This is a genomic window from Pseudomonas sp. MWU12-2319 (genome assembly GCF_023242525.1).
In the GTDB taxonomy this organism is placed as follows: domain Bacteria; phylum Pseudomonadota; class Gammaproteobacteria; order Pseudomonadales; family Pseudomonadaceae; genus Aquipseudomonas; species Aquipseudomonas gingeri_D.
Genome location: NZ_JALJES010000015.1, coordinates 1 through 13879, shown reverse-complemented (window position 1 = coordinate 13879; position 13879 = coordinate 1). Strand labels below are relative to the sequence as shown.

Below are 13879 nucleotides of genomic sequence, written 5' to 3'. Positions count from 1 at the left end.
AATTCAGGCGGACAACGCGCTCCAGTCAAACGCCGAGCCGAAGCCGGTGGCGTCCTTGGCCGTCAGCGGCCGGGCCACCAGGAAGCCCTGGACCATCGGGCAACCATTGGCCTTGAGCCACTGCCATTGCTCCACGGTTTCCACGCCCTCGGCGATCACCAGCAGACCAAATTCCTTGCACAGGTCGATCACGGTGCGGGCCAGGGCCGCATCCCGTGGTGAGTCGAGGATCTTGGCGATCAACTGTCGGTCGAGCTTGAGCGTGTCCAACTCAAGGTCACGCAGGTGGTTCAGCGAACAGTGTCCCGAACCGAAATCGTCCAGGGCCACGCGCACACCCTGGGCGCGGATCCGCCGCAGTTGCTTGCGCGAAGCCTCGTAGTCCTGCATCAGCGCCGCCTCCGTCACCTCGACTTCCAGCTGGTGCGCCCGCAGGTCATGGCGCTCCAGCACCTCCTGCAACTCGTCCGCCAGGTTCGGCATACAGAACTGCGTGGCGCTCAGGCTGACGCTCAGCACCAGGTCATCGGCAAACACGCCACTCCAGGCATGCCGCTGAGTGGCCGCCTGGCGATAGATCCAACTGCCCAGCCGGCTGATCAGCCGTACTTCTTCCAATAAAGGCAGGAACAACCCCGGCGGCACATCACCGACACTCGGATGGTGCCAGCGCAGCAACGCCTCGAACCCCCGCAGGCGGCCATCTTCCAGGGACACCTGGGGCTGGTAGACCATCTTGAATTCCTTGCCCTCGATCGCCGAACGGACACTTTCCTCGAGCATCAGGCGCGAGCGGGCCCGCCCATTCATCTCGTGGTCGTAGTAGCGATACTGCTGGCGGCCGGCGCGCTTGGCCTCATACATGGCGATGTCCGCCGCCCGCAGCAGGCCATCGAGATTGGCCCCGCAATCGGGGTAAGTGGCAATGCCGATGCTGACGCCGAGCGTCATTTCCATGCCGTCGATTTGCTGGCGAATGGAAACCCGCTCGATCAACCGCTCGGCGATTTTCGCCGCCTGCTCCGGGTGCTCCAGATTGAGCAGGGTGGTGAACTCATCACCGCCCATGCGCGCAAGAATATCGAAGGGATTGAGGCAGGACTTCAACTGTTCCGAGACCCAGCGCAGCACTCGGTCGCCGGCTTCGTGCCCCAGGGAATCGTTGACCCGTTTGAAGCCGTCGAGATCCAGGTACATCAGCACCAGGGACTTTTCCGCGCTGTCGCTGCGGCGCAGGGTATTTTCCGCCGTCTGGTAGAACCCCCGGCGGTTGAGCAAGCCGGTCAACGGGTCGGTGACCGCCTGGAACTCCAGTTGCTGGTGCAAGTGCCGCACCACCGACATGTCCAGCACCGTCACCACCATGGCCTTCTGGTCGGCGGGCAGCGGCGCGCAGGACAAGGCCACCGGCAGCATCTGGTCCTGGCTGGTGCGCAAATACGCATCATGCAGGCGATAGGTTTCGCCCTTGCGGTACTCCTCGTACAGCAATGAGCTGTGCCAGTTGGGAAAGTGCGGGTTCTGCAGGAAATCCAGGAACGGCTGGCCGGCCAGGGCGTCCAGCGACAGATTGAGCAAGCGCGAAATGGCCGGGTTGGCGAAGCGGATCGTGCCGTCTTCGTTGACCACCAGAATGCCTTCGGCGGCATTCTCCAGCACCGAGGCATTGAACGCCCGGGCCGCTTCCAGGTCGCGGCTCAGGCATTGCAGGGCCCGGCGGTTGCGCTGCTGCTCCAGCAACGCCTGGACCTTGGGCCTGAGGATATCGGGGTTGAAGGGCTTGAACAGGTAATCCACCGCGCCACTGGCATAGCCCTTGATCACAGCGTCCGGGGACTGCTCGTTGGCGGTGAGGAAAATAATCGGGGTCAGACGGGTGCGCTGGCTGCCGCGCATCAGGCGGGCCACTTCAAAACCGTCCATCCCGGGCATCTGTACATCCAGCAGCACCAGGTCAATCTCATGCTCAAGCAGCAACGTCAGTGCCTCAATGCCTGAGGCGGCAGTGACCACCTGCCAATCCTGACGTTCCAGCAAGGCACGCATGCTGATCAGATTTTCAGGGTAATCATCGACGACCAGAAGGACGGAACTACCATCACCGGGTATCTGTTGCACGCAATCCATGCTGCTTCTCTTGTTCGGGGAACTCCACCGGAAATCTAGGAAACCGGGCTAAACCTAAGGACTACTCTAGACCGGGATTGTGCAAAGCGTAGTGAGCAATAGGCCATCATCCAGACATGGCCACAATCTCCCGACTAACGGTCGTTTATCACCTTCAGGACGCGGCCCGGAAAACGCCTCGGGCCTGCAAGACCGCGTCATACCACGGTGACGACCGTTAATACGGCCGGTCAGTGTTATGAGGTCCTATATTCCGCAATTGGTTCAATTTCGTAGATTTCGTCGAAACGCACCGTATTGTATAAGCCGAATTCGCCGTGATAGGTCAGTGTTCGGTGCGTCCAGTCGATGCTGCACAGCTCGCCGCGCTCGGACTCCACCGTCCCGCCGTGCAGCCTGCCGCGCAGGTTGATCTTTTGTTTGCGCTTGAAGTACTTCAGATATTCAGGCTCGTTCTGTGCTTCCTCTTCGTCCATAGTGAGACCCTTTTTTTGTTAGCGATGGAACGTTCATCGTGGGAAGTCGCCCTGTGAAAAACAACTGTCATAAATAACAGGTGTTTATATCGCTTCTTAATAAAAGCCCAACACGATCCTTCTATAGCGGGCCGCGCTGGCGGGTTTCGTCGACGGATTGGCGTCAACCGTTCGCCGGTTCGGCGTTAACAAACTATTCTTCAGCCGTTATAAAGGACGCCGAAAGCGCGGCCCCAAGCGGTTTGTCTGAATTTTCCCAGGCTGAATCGCGGTCCGCGCGTAAACGGCTTACAAGGAAGGAACAGACATGATCGACCTGACCACCTGGAACCTCAGCGTTCCCGTCGGTACCCCGCCGGCGACGATCGATACGCCCAAGCTGGTGCAGGGCTTCAAGGATCAGTACTTTCACTCCGACAGCGGCACCTTGTTCTTCTGGTCGCCGGTCACCGGTTCCAAGACCGAAAACGCCATCTACCCGCGCAGCGAATTGCGCGAGACCTGGCCCGACGGCCGGCTGCGCAACTGGTTGTACAGCGAGTCCAACAACTACCTGCGCGCAACCCTGGCGGTGAACCAGGTGCCCTCGTCGGGCAAGATCGTCATCGGCCAGATCCATGCGTACAACAGCACCCAGCCGATGCTCAAGGTCGAGTACCAGTACAAGGACAGCCGCAAGAGCGGGATCATCGTGGTCAAGATCCGCAACCACCCCGACGACAAGAAAAGCCGGGTGATCGAGATTGCCGACAATGTGCCGTTGGATAAAGCCTTCACTTATGTGATTCACCTGAGTCGTGGCGGCTACCTGAGCGTGCAGGCCGCCGATGCGTCCTGGTACACCCAGATCAGCAGCACCTGGCGTGAAAAGCCGCTGTATTTCAAGGCCGGGGTCTATGTGCAGGACAATACCGGCTACACCAGCGAGGGCGGGATGGTGACTTTCTACAAGTTGGATATTGATCATGTGAAGGGCTGAGGTTCGTCAGTCATGCTGCTCACCTCATCAGGCATCCAGTGTGGATGGAATGCCAGTGATGCAGGCACAACCAAATTCTTGTGAAGCCTTGCGCTATGCACCTATTTAGGTACACTACCTCCATGACAGATATCGCACCCGTACTCAACGTACGTTTCTTCCGCACGGAAGCTGGTAACGAACCCGTGCGCGAATGGTTGACCGATCTTCCCAGAGAGCACCGCCGACTGATAGGTACAGATATCAAGACTGTCCAGCTTGGCTGGCCAATCGGCATGCCGGTGGTTCGCAAGCTAGATAAGGATCTCTGGGAAGTCAGGATAGACCTCGGCGACACCAACGCAAGGGTTCTCTTTACAGTCGTAGGATCGGATATGGTCCTACTGCATGGCTTCATCAAGAAAAGCCAAAAAACACCGGCGTCGGATATGGCAACCGCCAAACAACGCAAAGCAAGACTATGAGGCACCGCATATGAACAAACACATCGGATCTGACTTTGACGACTTTCTCGCCGAGCAAGGCCTTGCAGAAGAAGTCTCCGCTGCCGCCCTCAAGCGCGTCATTTCCTGGCAGATTGCAGAGATCATGAAACTGCAACGCGTCAGCAAGAAATCTCTTGCTGAGAGGATGCACACCAGCCGTACGGCTGTTGATCGCGCACTTGATCAGAATGACGCAGGTATGACATTGGCAACCCTGGCCAGCGCTGCCCGTGCACTTGGTCAACGTGTAGAGGTCCGCCTGGTCCCTGAGCGCGAAGCAGCTCACGCATAACCTTCAAGCCCGACCAGTCCGGGCTTTTTCTCGCTGGTACAAATTCCCAGTAACGCCCAGTGCCTTCCGATAATAGCCTCCTGCTTTTCGCCCAGAGCACATGGATTGGCGCCCGTCAGTCATGCCGCTTACTTGAGCCGAACGCCTTCTAACTGTGGGAGCGGAACTTGCCCGCGAAGCTTTTAGCGATCTCAGGGCCTCTTCGCGGCGGGGCGGTGATCCGACAAGCTCTGAGCCCTCACAAATTGAACGCACTCAAGTAAACAACAGGGTTGGCCTGTCAGAACTTTACGCTGTCATTTGCAGGCCACTTCCTAGAAAATCGTAATCGCCCCTGAGGGGCTTGCACCCTTGAATTCTTCGCGTCTAGTCTTCGTTCACCACTGCTTATCAGTGGTCGGATGTGGAAGTCCGGAAGTGATTTCAATGGCGCACAAATGCCCCTCTTTAATGGTGGCTGTGCGCGGGGCGCCTTCGGGTGCGCCGGGTCTTTTCCGTTGAGATCCCCCGGTCTTCCACACCTGCGCACAGCTGCCACCCTCTCGTGTGGAAGCGAGACTGGCAGCTTTTTCAATCTTGGTATCTCAACGGATAACGACCATGAAAAAGCTCGTCCCCGATCCACCCATCAACTACACCCGCCAACGCATCACCGCAATCCTCAAGGAAACCAACGAGGCCTTGCTGCAAGTGATGCGCGACAGCAAGCGTCCCCTGCTGGAAAGCCTGCCCTCCACCGGCCTGAAAACTTTCGGCTGTCTCGACGGAGAAAATCACCCACTGTTTGCCGTCCGCCCCGGTATCACTGCCGAAGAAGCATTGCGGCATGTTTCGCTATTGCTGATTGGAGCGGAAGAAATATCCGATGAAATCACTGACGCCAGTGGTATTGAGCGCGGCCTGATCGGCTCCATGGTCCGCTCCGTGGAAATGGCCCGGGCGGTAGTGGATGCGCTGCTGGAAGGCGCGGCCATACGGCCGACGAGCGTCGATACAGCGGCGGAAGGAACAATGTCAGCCAGTTAAACTGTGAGACCGGCACGATCCTGTAAGAGCCTGGCTTGCCAGCGAAGGCGTTTTTGAGAGCGCAAAAAGCTTCGCGGGCAAGCCCTGCTCCTACAGGACCGTGGCGTTTTCAATACCCCACGTCCTTAACTGAACGGCATTGGAGATTGTCTGCTTACCACATTCACAACTCACAGATTAATTAAAACGCTGCTTTATGTTTTAAGAGGCTACTCACTATTCGAAAACCGTCTATAAACCTGTCAGTTCTGACAGTAGACCGGCGTGCAAAGCCTGCTCAAAATATTCAGCAACGCCCCCTCAGGAGTGTGTTTTCCCTGGCATTTGAGTCTACGTGCGCCCCTTCGGACGGTGCGCTCATCCAGAGCGCGCCAAGCCATGCTAAGCGACATACCAAGGAGATTTATCATGCAAGATAAAACCAACCCCGCTGACGGTGAAGCCCCTAAACAAGTACTCAGCGACGTCCCTGGTGCGAAGGTAATAATTCCAGAAGGCGTCTATAAAATTTACACACACTTAACTAACATCAATGTTGTCAACATGGAACCAGAACCAGGTTCAGGTAGCGCAACCCCCCACCGTGTCAATCTATATCATGACAATAACGAACCCCAATCAAAATGGCGTATTCGCTATGAGTCCCGTGTCGACGCGCACCTAATTATTAATCAATATTATCCCGTCCTCGAGATCGAAGCGATAGACTATTCAGACGTATACGCTACACAACGGTCAGCCACGTTAAAATCGTCATATTACTGGCTTTTTAAGAGCTCGGGCACTACTGACGTATACTTCATCGAAAGTATATCTACCGGCCACGTGTTGGATGTGGAAGGCTCTGGCATGGCGGACAGGACCAGAATTCTCCAGTGGCCCTATAAGGCATCGGCAAATCAGAAATTTAAACTGGTAAAAGTATAGGGAATCCTTAAAACTATCGTGGTGCAGCATGCATAGTGCAAGGCCACCAATTAGCTGGCAATCAACGCATCGTTGTCGAGAAAAATGCGCCAGTTTCCGATGGCTTTGCACCTCCCCTACTCAACGATTCGATCTCGGCTGGTGTAGCCGTGTTTGAGGACCGCCACGACGGTTAGTGTCCTGCTGTTGAGGCCCATACCAGCGCGATACATAACCTGGGATGGCCTGTCAGAATTTTACACTGTCATTTGCAGGCCATTTCCTGGAAAATCGTAATCGCCCCTGAGCGGCTTGCGCCTTTGAATTCTTCGCGTCTAGTCTTCGTTCACCACTGCTTATCAGTGGTCGGATGTGGAAGTCCGAAGCCCAGAAAAGTGCACAGGCGCTCAAATACGAATTCGACTGTTCATTCGTGTCATGGCGGCTGTGCGCGGGGTACCTTCGGGTGCGCCGGGGTTTTCTGTGGCCCGGTCTTCCACACCTGCGTACAGCTGCCACCTTCTTGCGTGGAAGTGAGAGCCGGCAGCTTCTTGTTATCCACAGGAAGTCACGAATCATGAAAAAGCTCGTCCCCGATCCACCCATCAACTACACCCGCCAGCGCATCACCGCGATCCTCAAGGAAACCAACGAAGCCTTGCTGCAAGTGATGCGCGACAGCAAGCGTCCCCTGCTGGAAAGCCTGCCCTCCACCGGCCTGAAAACTTTCGGCTGTCTCGACGGAGAAAATCACCCACTGTTTGCCGTCCGCCCCGGTATCACTGCCGAAGAAGCATTGCGGCATGTTTCGCTATTGCTGATTGGAGCGGAAGAAATATCCGATGAAATCACTGACGCCAGTGGTATTGAGCGCGGCCTGATCGGCTCTATGGTCCGCTCCGTGGAAATGGCCCGGGCGGTGGTGGATGCGCTGCTGGAAGGCGCGGCCATACGGCCGGCGTAAACGCGGATAGCCATGGGGAAGGCGGCGGATAATCAATCATTCCGCCGCCCTTTTATATCAGGCTTGAGCTTATCGCTCGCAGCCTTGCCCAGTATGGCGACTAAGGCTTGGCCTGACCTTTTGGTGCCACCTCCGGCTTGAGCGTGGCCTCAGCCGCGCCCTTGAAACCGGGTTTCACCTCCGGCGCGAGCGTAGCCTTAGCCGGACCTTTAAAACCCACCTCTGCTTTTTTTACCTTCTTGCCTTTTGAGCTCATGACCGTACACTCCCTTACAGTAAATGAGCCCTGAAGGTGCCCTGTTCGAACATCTCTGGCTACTGTCAGAACTGACAGTTTTTTATATTATTTTCGACTTCTCATATTCTGCAATCTTCCATAAAGCCATCCCCTTACAAAACCAAAGACCCAGTCACTGCCAAACAACAGATTGCCCCCCTACCTGTTAAAATTCCATTTTATTATTTAAAGCACCACTCACTATTCGAAAATCATCTACAACACTGTCATTATTGACAGTAGACCGATTTGCAAACCACAGGCAACACTTCATCGGCGATATGTAGAAACGGATATGAAACCTTCGGGGCTGGCGCCGGCAAAGACATACTCTACAGGGCAACGCTATACAACAGACGTCACTGTACAAGCACAATTCCCGGAGGTGGGCCAAATGGAGAATGTCGTCATCGTTGGATACGGAACGGTTGGCCAGGGCATGCAGAAGATTTTTCCTGATGCCGTGATCTATGACCCACCCAAAGGGCTTGGCCAGGACAATTGCAAAATCAGTCAGTGTGAACTGTCGATCATCTGCGTTCCAACGCCGCAGAGTTTCAACGGCTCATGTGATGTCTCGCAGGTTGAGTACGCCGTTGCCCAGGCGGAGACACCGTTGATCCTGATCAAGTCAACGGTGTCTCCCGGCACGACGGAGCGACTCCGAAAAACAACCCATAAACGCATCGTGTTTTCACCTGAATACATGGGTGAGTCGGAATATTGGACGCCCGCTGCTTATCCATCACCTTTCAATCCGGTTACACATGGTTTCATGATCCTGGGTGGCTCGCCACAGGACTGTGCTGACATCGCTGACCTCTTTCTTCCACGTCTGGGTCCCGCCACTCGCTTCCGTTTCATGACCAGCACGGAAGCAGAGATAGTGAAGTATGCGGAGAACGCTTTCTTCGCATTGAAGGTAACATTCGCCAACGAGTTACGCGCGATTTGCAACGCCGCAGATGTCAGCTACCACTCGGTACGCGAAGGCTGGTTGGACGATCCGCGCGTAGGTCCCATGCATACGGCCGCGTTCCGTGACGCTCCCGGCTTTGACGGAAAATGCTTTCCAAAGGACATCAGTGCATTGATCACATACTGCGAGTCCATCGGTGTCGGCAGTACGCTCCTCCAGGCCATCGTCGAGCGCAATAGGGAATTACGTCAGGGCCCCTGAGTCTGTCGAGTTCGACGCCCGTAAAACAACGCCCCGGGAAGCCCCTGAGGCACAACCACTTCCAGTCGCTCGACTCGTTCCACAAGAGACAGAGCTGACCGTTTTTATACTATTTTTGATTTCTTCATACTCTGCAATCCTCCATAAAGACATTCACTTACAAAACCAACAACCCAGCAACTGCCAAACAGCAAAGTCTATTTCATTATTTAAGCACCACCCACCATTCGAAAGTCATCTATAAAACTGTCATTATTGACAGTAGACCGATTAGCAAACCGTAGGTAACACTTCCCAATACCGACTATCAGCGACATGTAGAGGTGGATATGAAATGGGCCTTGGTCATGGAGTCCAGTGTTCACGGCTTTTACGTGAGTGAAATAATGGAGTCGGAAGGCAAGCCAGACTATCACCCCACTCACCTTCGGGGCTGGCGCTGGATCGCCATCAATCAGGCTGAAGAGGTACGCGTGGGAGACATCTGGCATGGCCAGTCTTTCCACCCCCCGGAGGTCGGACAGGAGAAGGATCACAGCAGTCTGAAATAGGTTCGTCGCAACGGACAACACCTTATGTCCGATCCCCCATCAAATCGATTAAAACCCGAACAATAAAAAACCGTCTTTCGACGGTTTTTTATAACCCCAAGTGACCTTAGTTGACCTTGGCGTTCAACTCACCTTTCAGGTAGCGCTGGAACATCGCTTCCAGGGAGATCGGCTTGATCTTCGAAGCGTTGCCGGCAGTCCCAAAGGCTTCGTAACGGGCGATACACACGTCACGCATGGCGGTCACGGTGGCACCGAAGAATTTGCGCGGGTCGAACTCGCTCGGGTTGGTGGCCATCAGGCGACGCATCGCGCCGGTGGACGCCAGGCGCAGGTCGGTGTCGATATTGACCTTGCGCACGCCGTGCTTGATACCCTCGACGATTTCTTCAACCGGTACGCCGTAGGTTTCCTTGATGTCGCCACCGTACTGGTTGATGATCGCCAGCCACTCTTGCGGCACCGAAGAGGAACCGTGCATCACCAGGTGGGTGTTGGGGATGCGCTTGTGGATTTCCTTGATGCGGTCGATCGCCAGCACGTCACCGGTAGGCGGCTTGGTGAACTTGTAGGCGCCGTGGCTGGTGCCGATGGCGATGGCCAGGGCGTCGACCTGGGTCTTCTTGACGAAGTCTGCGGCTTCTTCCGGATCGGTCAGCATCTGGCTGTGATCGAGCACGCCTTCGGCGCCGATACCGTCTTCTTCACCGGCCATGCCGGTTTCCAGCGAACCCAGGCAACCCAGCTCGCCTTCAACCGAAACACCACAGGCGTGAGCCATGGCCACGGTCTGTTGGGTCACGCGGACGTTGTAGTCGTAGTCGGTCGGGGTCTTGCCGTCTTCGCCCAGGGAACCGTCCATCATCACCGAGCTGAAGCCCAGTTGGATGGAGCGCTGGCAGACGTCCGGGCTGGTGCCGTGGTCCTGGTGCATGCACACCGGGATATGCGGGAATTCTTCGATGGCGGCCAGGATCAGGTGACGCAGGAACGGGGCACCGGCGTATTTGCGGGCACCGGCCGAAGCCTGGACGATCACCGGGGAGTCAGTCTTGTCAGCGGCTTCCATGATGGCGCGCATCTGCTCAAGGTTGTTGACGTTGAAGGCTGGAACGCCGTAGCCGTATTCGGCTGCGTGGTCCAACATCTGGCGCATGCTGATAAGTGCCATTGTGTGTGTCTCTCCCGGTCGAGGGTCGTTAATCGTGCAAGCCTGCCGGAGCGGCGGCTGCTATTCAAGTCATTGCAGATCAGGGGTCAGCCCGGCCTGCGGATTCAGTGTCAAACGCCGGCTCCTTGTAGGAGCGAGCTTGCTCGCGATGGTGGTTCAGGCACCGCGGGGTATCAGGTACCCCGAGTTATCATTAACGTCCATCGCGAGCAAGCTCGCTCCTACAGGGGACCGCGCTCGGCCGTTATTGCGCCTTGCAGGCCCGGCCGATCAAATCGTTGGTGGCAACCCAGTAAACCAGGCCTTCCTCACCTTTTTTGTGAAACGCCAAAACGTTATCGCTGTAAAGCACACCGCTGTCGACGGCACCGATCTCGGGTTTGAGACGGTACACCTGGTCACCGCTGGCCAAGCGCACATCCACCGCCTGCTGCGTCGTGTCGACATAACGCCAGAGCACTTCGGCGTGACTGTCACAGGTCCAGTGCGTCCAGTTGTCCGCCGGAGCCGACGCCTGGTTGAAGGTGGCATTGAAAGCCGCGCAACCACTCAGTGCTGCCAGTGAAACAAGGGCGATAAAGCCTTTCATGCCGATTCCTCGACTGGCGACCCCTGGCCGCCAGCACTGCACGTAGTGAATCTGACCCGTCAGGGACAACCCCGTTCCCGGGTCCCGGACGATGCGTCGTATTCGGGGCTCAGGCCTTGGCGCGCGCTTCCAGCACTTCCACGGTCGGCAGTACCTTGCCCTCGACGAACTCGAGGAACGCACCACCACCAGTGGAGATGTAGGAGATATCCTTGGCAACACCGTATTTGTCGATGGCCGCCAGGGTGTCGCCACCACCGGCAATGGAAAACGCCGAGCTGTCGGCGATGGCCTGGGCCAGGACCTTGGTGCCGTTGCCGAACTGGTCGAATTCGAACACACCGACCGGACCGTTCCAGAGGATGGTCTTCGACGACTTCAGCAGTTCGGCGAAGTGCGCGGCGGTTTGCGGGCCGATATCCAGGATCATGTCGTCAGCAGCCACGTCGGCGATCAGTTTCACGGTCGCCACGGCGCTCTCGGCGAACTCCTTGGCCACGACCACGTCCACCGGCAGCGGCACGCTGACCTTGGCGGCGATGGCGCGGGCGGTGTCGAGCAGGTCCGGCTCGTAGAGGGACTTACCCACTGGATGACCGGCTGCGGCCAGGAAAGTGTTGGCGATGCCGCCACCGACAATCAGCTGGTTACAGATCTGGCTCAGGCTGTTGAGCACGTCGAGTTTGGTCGAGACCTTGGAACCGGCGACGATGGCAGCCATCGGCTGGGCCGGGGCGCCCAGGGCCTTGCCCAGTGCATCCAGTTCGGCGGCCAGCAGCGGACCAGCAGCGGCCACCTTGGCGAACTTGGCCACGCCGTGGGTCGAACCCTCGGCGCGGTGCGCGGTGCCAAAGGCGTCCATCACAAACACGTCGCACAGGGCGGCGTATTGCTTGGCCAACTCGTCGCTGTTCTTTTTCTCGCCCTTGTTGAAGCGCACGTTTTCGAACAGCACGATATCGCCGGCCTTGATCTCGACACCGTTCAGGTAATCGGCCAGCAGCGGCACATCACGGCCCAGGGCCTTGCTCAGGTAGTCGGCGACCGGCTTGAGGCTGTTCTCGGCCGAGAACTCGCCTTCGGTCGGACGGCCCAGGTGCGAGCAGATCATGACCGCCGCGCCTTTTTCCAGGGCCAGCTTGATGGTCGGCAGCGAAGCCAGGATACGCGCATCGCTGGTGACAACACCGTCCTTGACGGGGACGTTGAGGTCTTCGCGGATCAGTACGCGCTTACCTTGCAGATCGAGGTCGGTCATCTTCAACACGGTCATGGTCGCAATCTCTGGTTTACGGTTGTTGGTGGACAACGTGCAGGTAATGTTCTGCAACGTCGATCATTCGGTTGGCAAAACCCCATTCGTTGTCGAACCAGGCCAGCACGTTGACCAGCCTCGGGCCGGAAACGCGGGTCTGACTCGCATCGACAATCGCCGAATGAGGGTCATGGTTGAAATCACAGCTGGCGTGGGGCAGCTCGGTATAGGCCAGAAGCCCCTTGAGCGGGCCACTGGTGGCGGCCTCGCGCAGGATCCGGTTGACCTCCACGGCATCGGTGTCGCTGACGGTCTGCATCGTGATGTCGAGGCAGGACACGTTCACCGTCGGCACCCGTACGGCTTTGGCCTGGATTCGCCCGGCAAGTTCCGGCAGCAGGCGTTCGATGCCCCGCGCCAGACCGGTGGACACCGGGATCACCGACTGGAACGCCGAGCGCGTCCGGCGCAGGTCTTCGGCGTGGTAGGCATCGATCACCGGCTGGTCGTTCATCGCCGAGTGAATGGTGGTGATGGACACGTATTCCAGGCCGATGGCCTGGTCCAGCAGGCGCAGCAGCGGCACGCCGCAGTTGGTGGTGCAGGAGGCGTTGGAGACCAGACGCTCGCCGCCGGTCAGGCAGTCCTGGTTGACGCCGTAGACGATGGTGGCGTCGACATCGGTCTCGCTGGCCATCGGCTGGGAGAACAACACCCGGGGCGCGCCGGCGGCGAGGAAGCGCTCGCCGTCCTCGCGGGTATGGTAGGCGCCGGAGCATTCCAGCACCAGGTCGACGTCGAGCGCGGCCCAGTCGATGTGTTCGGGGGTGGCACAGCGGAAAACTTTCACGCAGTGACCATTGATATGCAGACAATCGTCCTCGACCCGCACTTCGCCAGGAAAGCGGCCGTGGGTGGAGTCGAAACGTGTCAGGTATTCGAGGCTGGCCATATCGGCCAGATCGTTGAGGGCAACGATTTCAAAACCGGCCCGATCCCCTCGCTCGAACAGCGCACGCAGGACACAACGACCGATACGGCCATAGCCGTTGAGTGCAACTCTGTAAGGACGCGGTTGGGGCATGGGGATCTCGCCGAGGCTTGAATATCAAGCAACCCGTGCCGAAGCAGGGGTTTTGTGGGAACGGGCTTGCCTGTGGGTCAGAGGGTGAGGCGGTGTCTGTGAGGACGCTTTCGCGGGCAAGCCCTGCTCCTACAGTGTTGTGTCGTACACAGATGTTGTGTTCGACGGCGAACTGTAGGAGCAGGGCTTGCCCGCGAAGAGGCCGGAGCAGACAACCCCACTCTCGAACTTAGTCTTCCAGCAGCTCTTCAGCCTGACCCAGGATATTTTCCAGGGTGAAGCCGAACTCTTCGAACAAGGCTGGCGCAGGTGCCGACTCACCGTAGGTGGTCATGCCGATCACACGACCTTCCAGGCCCACGTACTTGTACCAGTAGTCGGCATGGGCGGCTTCGATGGCGATACGCGCACCGATCTGCAGCGGCAGCACCTTCTGCTTGTAGCTGGCATCCTGGGCATCGAAAATGCTGGTGCACGGCATCGACACCACACGAACCTTGCGGCCCTGCTCGGTCAA

At 57.5% G+C, this 13879-nt stretch carries 16 protein-coding genes; 8 read left to right on the top strand and 8 right to left on the bottom strand.

What is annotated here, in order from left to right; genetic code table 11:
- Positions 1-3: 3 nt before the first annotated feature.
- Both M5C01_RS22870 and M5C01_RS22865 read right to left on the bottom strand, forming a co-directional pair.
- The gene (locus M5C01_RS22870; RefSeq protein ID WP_152741135.1) at positions 4-2127 is read right to left on the bottom strand and encodes an EAL domain-containing protein; all 2124 of its coding nucleotides are present in this window, start codon (positions 2125-2127) and stop codon (positions 4-6) included.
- Between the two features lie 236 nt (positions 2128-2363).
- Positions 2364-2603 (bottom strand): hypothetical protein, encoded by a 240-nt coding sequence (locus M5C01_RS22865; protein ID WP_103499125.1) that lies wholly within the window; start codon positions 2601-2603, stop codon positions 2364-2366.
- 307 nt (positions 2604-2910) lie between these two features.
- Here M5C01_RS22865 and M5C01_RS22860 point away from each other — a divergent pair, with 307 nt between their 5' ends.
- The 6 genes from M5C01_RS22860 (at position 2911) to M5C01_RS22835 (ending at position 7255) form a co-directional block, all read left to right on the top strand.
- Positions 2911-3582, top strand: coding sequence for a polysaccharide lyase family 7 protein (locus M5C01_RS22860; RefSeq protein ID WP_152741136.1), 672 nt, complete (start codon positions 2911-2913; stop codon positions 3580-3582).
- 122 nt (positions 3583-3704) lie between these two features.
- Entirely contained in the window at positions 3705-4046 is a 342-nt protein-coding gene (locus M5C01_RS22855; protein WP_178129958.1) for a type II toxin-antitoxin system RelE/ParE family toxin, read from the top strand.
- A gap of 10 nt (positions 4047-4056) precedes the next feature.
- Complete coding sequence (locus M5C01_RS22850; protein ID WP_152741138.1) at positions 4057-4359, top strand: XRE family transcriptional regulator; 303 nt, start codon at positions 4057-4059, stop codon at positions 4357-4359.
- A 600-nt stretch (positions 4360-4959) separates the two neighbouring features.
- Complete coding sequence (locus tag M5C01_RS22845) at positions 4960-5385, top strand: DUF3077 domain-containing protein (protein ID WP_152741139.1); 426 nt, start codon at positions 4960-4962, stop codon at positions 5383-5385.
- A 408-nt stretch (positions 5386-5793) separates the two neighbouring features.
- Entirely contained in the window at positions 5794-6312 is a 519-nt protein-coding gene (locus tag M5C01_RS22840; protein ID WP_178129959.1) for an RICIN domain-containing protein, read from the top strand.
- A 556-nt stretch (positions 6313-6868) separates the two neighbouring features.
- Positions 6869-7255: a DUF3077 domain-containing protein gene (locus M5C01_RS22835; RefSeq protein ID WP_248764401.1), complete on the top strand. Its 387-nt coding sequence runs from the start codon at positions 6869-6871 to the stop codon at positions 7253-7255.
- Between the two features lie 100 nt (positions 7256-7355).
- On the opposite strand, the gene M5C01_RS22830 is transcribed toward M5C01_RS22835, so the two are convergent.
- Complete coding sequence (locus tag M5C01_RS22830) at positions 7356-7511, bottom strand: hypothetical protein (RefSeq protein ID WP_177100708.1); 156 nt, start codon at positions 7509-7511, stop codon at positions 7356-7358.
- 415 nt (positions 7512-7926) lie between these two features.
- Between M5C01_RS22830 and M5C01_RS22825 the strand changes: the two genes are divergently transcribed.
- On the top strand, positions 7927-8712 hold the full coding sequence (locus tag M5C01_RS22825; RefSeq protein WP_178130060.1) for a UDP-glucose/GDP-mannose dehydrogenase family protein: 786 nt from the start codon (positions 7927-7929) through the stop codon (positions 8710-8712).
- Positions 8713-9041: 329 nt separating this feature from the next.
- Positions 9042-9263 (top strand): hypothetical protein, encoded by a 222-nt coding sequence (locus M5C01_RS22820; RefSeq protein ID WP_152742412.1) that lies wholly within the window; start codon positions 9042-9044, stop codon positions 9261-9263.
- 106 nt (positions 9264-9369) lie between these two features.
- Here the strand turns inward: M5C01_RS22820 and fba are convergent, their stop codons facing one another.
- From fba to M5C01_RS22795, 5 genes are all read right to left on the bottom strand, one after another.
- Complete coding sequence (gene fba, locus M5C01_RS22815; protein ID WP_100942561.1) at positions 9370-10434, bottom strand: class II fructose-bisphosphate aldolase; 1065 nt, start codon at positions 10432-10434, stop codon at positions 9370-9372.
- A 244-nt stretch (positions 10435-10678) separates the two neighbouring features.
- Positions 10679-11023 (bottom strand): MliC family protein, encoded by a 345-nt coding sequence (locus M5C01_RS22810; RefSeq protein WP_103499132.1) that lies wholly within the window; start codon positions 11021-11023, stop codon positions 10679-10681.
- 109 nt (positions 11024-11132) lie between these two features.
- On the bottom strand, positions 11133-12296 hold the full coding sequence (locus M5C01_RS22805; RefSeq protein ID WP_152742413.1) for a phosphoglycerate kinase: 1164 nt from the start codon (positions 12294-12296) through the stop codon (positions 11133-11135).
- Between the two features lie 16 nt (positions 12297-12312).
- On the bottom strand, positions 12313-13362 hold the full coding sequence (epd, locus tag M5C01_RS22800) for an erythrose-4-phosphate dehydrogenase (protein ID WP_152742414.1): 1050 nt from the start codon (positions 13360-13362) through the stop codon (positions 12313-12315).
- A gap of 229 nt (positions 13363-13591) precedes the next feature.
- On the bottom strand, positions 13592-13879 hold a 288-nt coding region (locus M5C01_RS22795), incomplete at its 5' end, for a transketolase C-terminal domain-containing protein (protein WP_283094127.1).

Coding starts and splice junctions, on each gene's coding strand:
- M5C01_RS22870 (WP_152741135.1), bottom strand. CDS start 2,127: ATGGATTGCGTGCAACAGATACCCGGTGATGGTAGTTCCGTCCTTCTG.
- fba (WP_100942561.1), bottom strand. CDS start 10,434: ATGGCACTTATCAGCATGCGCCAGATGTTGGACCACGCAGCCGAATAC.
- epd (WP_152742414.1), bottom strand. CDS start 13,362: ATGCCCCAACCGCGTCCTTACAGAGTTGCACTCAACGGCTATGGCCGT.
- M5C01_RS22850 (WP_152741138.1), top strand. CDS start 4,057: ATGAACAAACACATCGGATCTGACTTTGACGACTTTCTCGCCGAGCAA.
- M5C01_RS22830 (WP_177100708.1), bottom strand. CDS start 7,511: ATGAGCTCAAAAGGCAAGAAGGTAAAAAAAGCAGAGGTGGGTTTTAAA.
- M5C01_RS22865 (WP_103499125.1), bottom strand. CDS start 2,603: ATGGACGAAGAGGAAGCACAGAACGAGCCTGAATATCTGAAGTACTTC.
- M5C01_RS22825 (WP_178130060.1), top strand. CDS start 7,927: ATGGAGAATGTCGTCATCGTTGGATACGGAACGGTTGGCCAGGGCATG.
- M5C01_RS22860 (WP_152741136.1), top strand. CDS start 2,911: ATGATCGACCTGACCACCTGGAACCTCAGCGTTCCCGTCGGTACCCCG.
- M5C01_RS22805 (WP_152742413.1), bottom strand. CDS start 12,296: ATGACCGTGTTGAAGATGACCGACCTCGATCTGCAAGGTAAGCGCGTA.
- M5C01_RS22840 (WP_178129959.1), top strand. CDS start 5,794: ATGCAAGATAAAACCAACCCCGCTGACGGTGAAGCCCCTAAACAAGTA.
- M5C01_RS22855 (WP_178129958.1), top strand. CDS start 3,705: ATGACAGATATCGCACCCGTACTCAACGTACGTTTCTTCCGCACGGAA.
- M5C01_RS22820 (WP_152742412.1), top strand. CDS start 9,042: ATGAAATGGGCCTTGGTCATGGAGTCCAGTGTTCACGGCTTTTACGTG.
- M5C01_RS22845 (WP_152741139.1), top strand. CDS start 4,960: ATGAAAAAGCTCGTCCCCGATCCACCCATCAACTACACCCGCCAACGC.
- M5C01_RS22810 (WP_103499132.1), bottom strand. CDS start 11,023: ATGAAAGGCTTTATCGCCCTTGTTTCACTGGCAGCACTGAGTGGTTGC.
- M5C01_RS22835 (WP_248764401.1), top strand. CDS start 6,869: ATGAAAAAGCTCGTCCCCGATCCACCCATCAACTACACCCGCCAGCGC.